Source organism: Leptolyngbya sp. PL-A3, assembly GCF_039962325.1.
In the GTDB taxonomy this organism is placed as follows: domain Bacteria; phylum Cyanobacteriota; class Cyanobacteriia; order Elainellales; family Elainellaceae; genus Vacuolonema.
Map to the genome: position 1 here is coordinate 1 of NZ_JAMPLB010000141.1, position 4,540 is coordinate 4,540.

Annotated in this window: 3 protein-coding genes and 1 pseudogene; all 4 read left to right on the forward strand. The window is 44.7% G+C overall.

What is annotated here, in order from left to right; translation table 11 throughout:
• Positions 1 to 115 precede the first annotated feature (115 nt).
• Positions 116 to 373, forward strand: a pseudogene (locus NDI52_RS34655) (pyruvate/2-oxoglutarate dehydrogenase complex dihydrolipoamide dehydrogenase); the annotation flags it as partial.
• Positions 374 to 623: 250 nt separating this feature from the next.
• On the forward strand, positions 624 to 1,235 hold the full coding sequence (locus NDI52_RS34660) for a trimeric intracellular cation channel family protein (RefSeq protein WP_206758170.1): 612 nt from the start codon (positions 624 to 626) through the stop codon (positions 1,233 to 1,235).
• A gap of 1,090 nt (positions 1,236 to 2,325) precedes the next feature.
• On the forward strand, positions 2,326 to 2,859 hold the full coding sequence (ftnA, locus tag NDI52_RS34665) for a non-heme ferritin (protein ID WP_190771681.1): 534 nt from the start codon (positions 2,326 to 2,328) through the stop codon (positions 2,857 to 2,859).
• Between the two features lie 708 nt (positions 2,860 to 3,567).
• Positions 3,568 to 3,960, forward strand: coding sequence for a hypothetical protein (locus NDI52_RS34670; protein ID WP_190771682.1), 393 nt, complete (start codon positions 3,568 to 3,570; stop codon positions 3,958 to 3,960).
• Positions 3,961 to 4,540: the final 580 nt, after the last annotated feature.

Genomic DNA, 4,540 nt, shown 5'->3' on the forward strand with positions numbered 1-4,540 from the left:
TGTTACTCCAAGTCGGTCGAGATGTTAACCCTCTCAGTCCAGTTACTCATTTACTATCTCAAGCATCATCGGATTCCAGTATTTACTTAAATCATTCTCTACTGTGCAACGCCCAAGACCAATGACGCGAGTTGGCCGTGCCATTGAAAAGGGTGAAACCCAAGGCTTTATGAAAATCGTGGCCGATGCCGAAACCCAACGCATTTTGGGGGCGGCAATTCTCGGTACAGGTGGTGATGAGGCGATTCACGGGCTGATCGATATGATGAATGCCAACCAGCCTTACACGACTCTGCAATGGGCTGTGCCCATTCATCCAACTGTGTCTGAGCTAATTCCAACCGTCTTGGGTGAAATGCAGCCACCCTCGTAGAGGGCGTTTCTGAAAGGATAGGAAAAAGGCTGGTTTCAGAAGTTGCGCTGCGCGCAACTTCTGAAACCAGCCCTTACGGTTCACGACCACTTCAGGCGTAAACAATTCAATGCAGGCGGACGGACGAAAGCCACTGATCTGAGTTAAAGATTACTTGTTACTGCTGATTTGAGTCGTTATGTTGCTTATTTTTACGATTCTGTGGCGCAAAACGAAACATAGAGAAGTTAAATTTTTACACCTGTAAACAATGGAAACTATGTTGTCCGGTATTGAAATCACCGCAATCCTAGTGTTTGCCTATTCGGGGATGACTCATGCTCGTAGGAGCGGTTTCGATTATGTCGGCGTTTTGACCATTGCTTTAGTATCGGCGTTCGGCGGCGGAACTCTGCGCGACATCCTGCTCGGCAATTATCCTCTTTACTGGATAGCACACTGGGAATTTCTTATATACGTATTACTGTTGTCGCCAATCGCGCTCTTTCTATTGCGATTCAACAAAGATTTCTCAAGCCGCCGAACTTTAATGTTGATTGACGCACTCGGTTTGGGTTTGTTTACGGCTTCTGGCGTAGGAATCGCGTTGGAGATGAAGACGCCGATTTTGCCAGCCGCTTTTATCGGTGTCATTACAGCAACCTTTGGCGGCGTATTGCGCGATGTTTTGTCCAATCAAAAGCCTCAGCTCTTTCAACCAACTGAACCGCTTTATGCAACCTGCGCTTTCGCTGGCGCATGGATTTATATTCTAATGCTCCGGCTTGATTGCCTGCCTCCGTTCGCTTTGATAGTTTGCATCGCGGTAACGTTTCTACTCCGCACTTTGGCTGTCGCATTCAATCTGAAACTTCCGTTTTGAGTTAGAACGGAAAGGATGAACGAGCAACATAGCCTAAGTCGAGGAGAGTGTTTACAGCGATTTGTGATTGAATCAGCTACGGTTGTTTTTGTAAGAGCCGCGCAGAGCACGGCTCTTACAAAAACAACCAGATTTTAAGCGCTTGAAAAGTGCTGTAAGTCTCCCCTCTCGAACTACCCCGTATATCATTTCCCATGGGGGCAACACGTGGAGGAGAGCGATCGCTATGACTGAAGCTACCCAGCGAGTAAGCATAGGTATGCGAGTGCTACACAACAAAAAGTCCACCCTCATTGGGGTTGAGCCGATCTTAACTTCTATCCGCGGCGGTTGCGTTGCATGTCCATTGGCAACATATCCATAAGAAACACCTTAAGCAATGAATCTCTACAGGATATTGCAAGCCTAAAAGTAGGAGACGATGCAGTGTCATCACCCTCCTTGCATTTATGAACCTCTATTACAGCAGATGGAAGCTGAACAAGTGCGTGTGGAGATTATTCTAGTTCAACCTATTGCTGATGGAGCCACTGAGAGTGAACTAGACGAGATGTGGAGCTTTGTGCAGAAGAAGACAAACCAAAGATAGTTATGGTGGGGGCAATAGAGCATCAAAGCAGGAAAGTATTAGCGTATATATTTGGAAATTATAGTGATGCAATGTTTAAGTAGCCACAAGCATTGGTAGAACCGTTTGGGTTGCGGAGCATATGAACGGTGTTTAGAGGCTCAACAGCATCACACTGGAAAGACAAACACTCAAAGAATAGAACGAAAGCAGTTGACGTTAAGGACGAGAATCGAGCGACTAGCACGAAAGACGATGTGCTTTTCAAAATCTGAGCAGATGCATGATATAGCGATTAAGTTGTATATCAATCGTTATGAGTTCGGTCTCCAGATGCGATTGGCAATCATCAACAAATGTACACATTATCCCCTTGGAGGACCTTCTCAAACAGCCGCTGAGTCGACCGATATGGAGCATTAGTGGGACAATATGAGAGGGGCATGGCATGGTTTATGAGTAAAGCCAGGAAAAATCCATGCTCAGAAAAGATAGAACGTTATCTGGGAGACGGTTTAGTTTATGTTGTCGCAAGCTATGATCAATCGGCTGAACGAGCAAATCAACCTGGAAGTGTTTTCCTCCCATCTCTATCTGCAAATGAGCTCCTGGTGCGCCTACAAGGCTCTAGACGGCTGTGCCACATTCCTGAGCCAACATGCAGATGAAGAGATGATGCACATGCGCCGTTTAATTGCCTATTTACAAGAGACAGGTGCACTAGCCATCATCGGCAAGATGGAAGCCCCACCTTATGAATTCAACTCCCTCACGGAGATGTTTGAAAAAATCTATGCCCATGAACAATTTATTACCGGAAAAATTAACGATTTAGTACACCTAGCTACGACGGAATCTGACTATTCCACGGTGCAATTCCTTCAGTGGTATGTTGCCGAGCAACACCAGGAAGAATTTTTGTTTAAGGGAATCCTCGACAAAATTAATTTAATTGGTACGGATGGTCAGGGGCTTTTCTTCATCGATCGCGAAATTGCCAACCTTGCCACAACAAAAGGGAAGGAAACCACATCTATGACAACCACAGATGCTTAGCGAAACGCCAGCAAACAAATCCCAATTTTGATACAGATGGTTAACCCTGCCGTATCAAAATCGGATTTTCTATAGAACCTTATGCCCGCGTCCTCAGTACAGACAAAAAATAAATCACCTTTAAAACTCTAATTTTTACGTTTTGATAGCGGAGCTTTCACAACATAGAAATCGGGGCCTTGAGGGTTTTGTCCACACTGAGGTTTGATTCAATTCAGGAAGCCTGATAAAGTGTTGTACTGTTTTTCTCAGGTTTCCTGAACCTACAAAATATATGGGTTAGAAGCTGCACTATCAAGCCTTTGGATGTATTGTTTCTACATAAATTTGTATTTTTTTGCAAGATGAGCAATTCTTATCTTGCAAAAAAACGTTTAGGGTCCCTATGTACTTATTCCTAGAAGGATGAAAGCTTGTGGCAAAAATCTACCACATCGCCATTCAAGAGAAATGGCAAGAGGCTCAGAACTTGAAGCACTATGAAAGGTATTTTCAGCAAAACAATTAGCTTCACTCAATCAACAGACTTGAACGCGATCGCCCCCAACCCTCCAGTTGGCCCTCCCTAAAATGGGCGTGAAGAACCTATAGAATATGCATTTGGGCATCTTCTGCTAACGCAAAGACATTTTCACGATTAGGTATATCACCGTACATCAGATTAAAATGGCAGGCGGACTATTGCATAAGAGTTGACGTAAATTACCTATGACGACTGTTCAAGCACACCTGGAAAATAGTGCAGAAGACTCCCTTGCAGCTACTCAAGCTTTTTGTGGATTAATATTAAAGGCCAGCTTGCTTGCAATTCCGGTTTATCTAGGTTTATTCATGATCGCCGTCCCCTTCGATGTTGATGCTGGCGTCAAGAGAGGGATAATTTTGGCGACCCCAGCCATTGAGTTTGTTGCTGCGGCTGTTATTTATTCGATCGGATTTTTAATCACACTTCCTGACGGTAACCAGGAGAGCCTTGATAGTTTAAGCCGCATACGAAACAGAACTATTCGCCGCAAAATGAGGTTCATTCTTCTCGGTTCGGCCCCTTTGCTGCTTGGGGTACTGTCAGGTACAGTGCTGTTGCTCAAGGCCCATCTTTAGGCTTCCTTACAACATTGATGCACAGGATAATCCAGCAAAATCCTCCTAGGCATCAGCGAAGCAATCGCATGCACCGTAATCGAGCCTGCTGCGATCGCCATAGAAGCCAAACCTAGCAGTAACGCGGGCGATCGCCTCTCCCTACTACTGTGAAAATGATTGGGTCAAAAAGTTACTGAAAAAGTTACTGAAATTGTTTCGCTTCCAGTAACACCTGATAGCTTCAATAAAAACAAGGGTGCTTTTCTCCAGAAACGATCGCTCTATCCCTATCCCTCGTCAAAACCGGAAGACAGCAATCGCTCAATACTTTTCCGCATATATAAGCACCCCTCAATATTGCAGCGGATATCTTCCAGCGTGTCATTTATATGGATCAGTTCTTGATCCAGAAGCTGAAGATAGAGTTTAATATCTGAAAAGTAATGCTCTTGTACCAGTACAGCTGCTTTACAGCTTATCAGCGAGAGTTATCGTCAAATCTGGTGTACGAAGAAAGATTAAGCGGCGTTCTTGCTGATGTCGGTTTTTGGGTCTACTCGGATCCCATCCTTGAATTTCACTCCTTCAATCACCTCCC

Excerpts from the sequence above, each read along its gene's own strand:
- ftnA (WP_190771681.1), top strand. The coding sequence starts at position 2,326 with ATGTTGTCGCAAGCTATGATCAATCGGCTGAACGAGCAAATCAACCTG.
- NDI52_RS34660 (WP_206758170.1), top strand. The coding sequence starts at position 624 with ATGGAAACTATGTTGTCCGGTATTGAAATCACCGCAATCCTAGTGTTT.
- NDI52_RS34670 (WP_190771682.1), top strand. The coding sequence starts at position 3,568 with ATGACGACTGTTCAAGCACACCTGGAAAATAGTGCAGAAGACTCCCTT.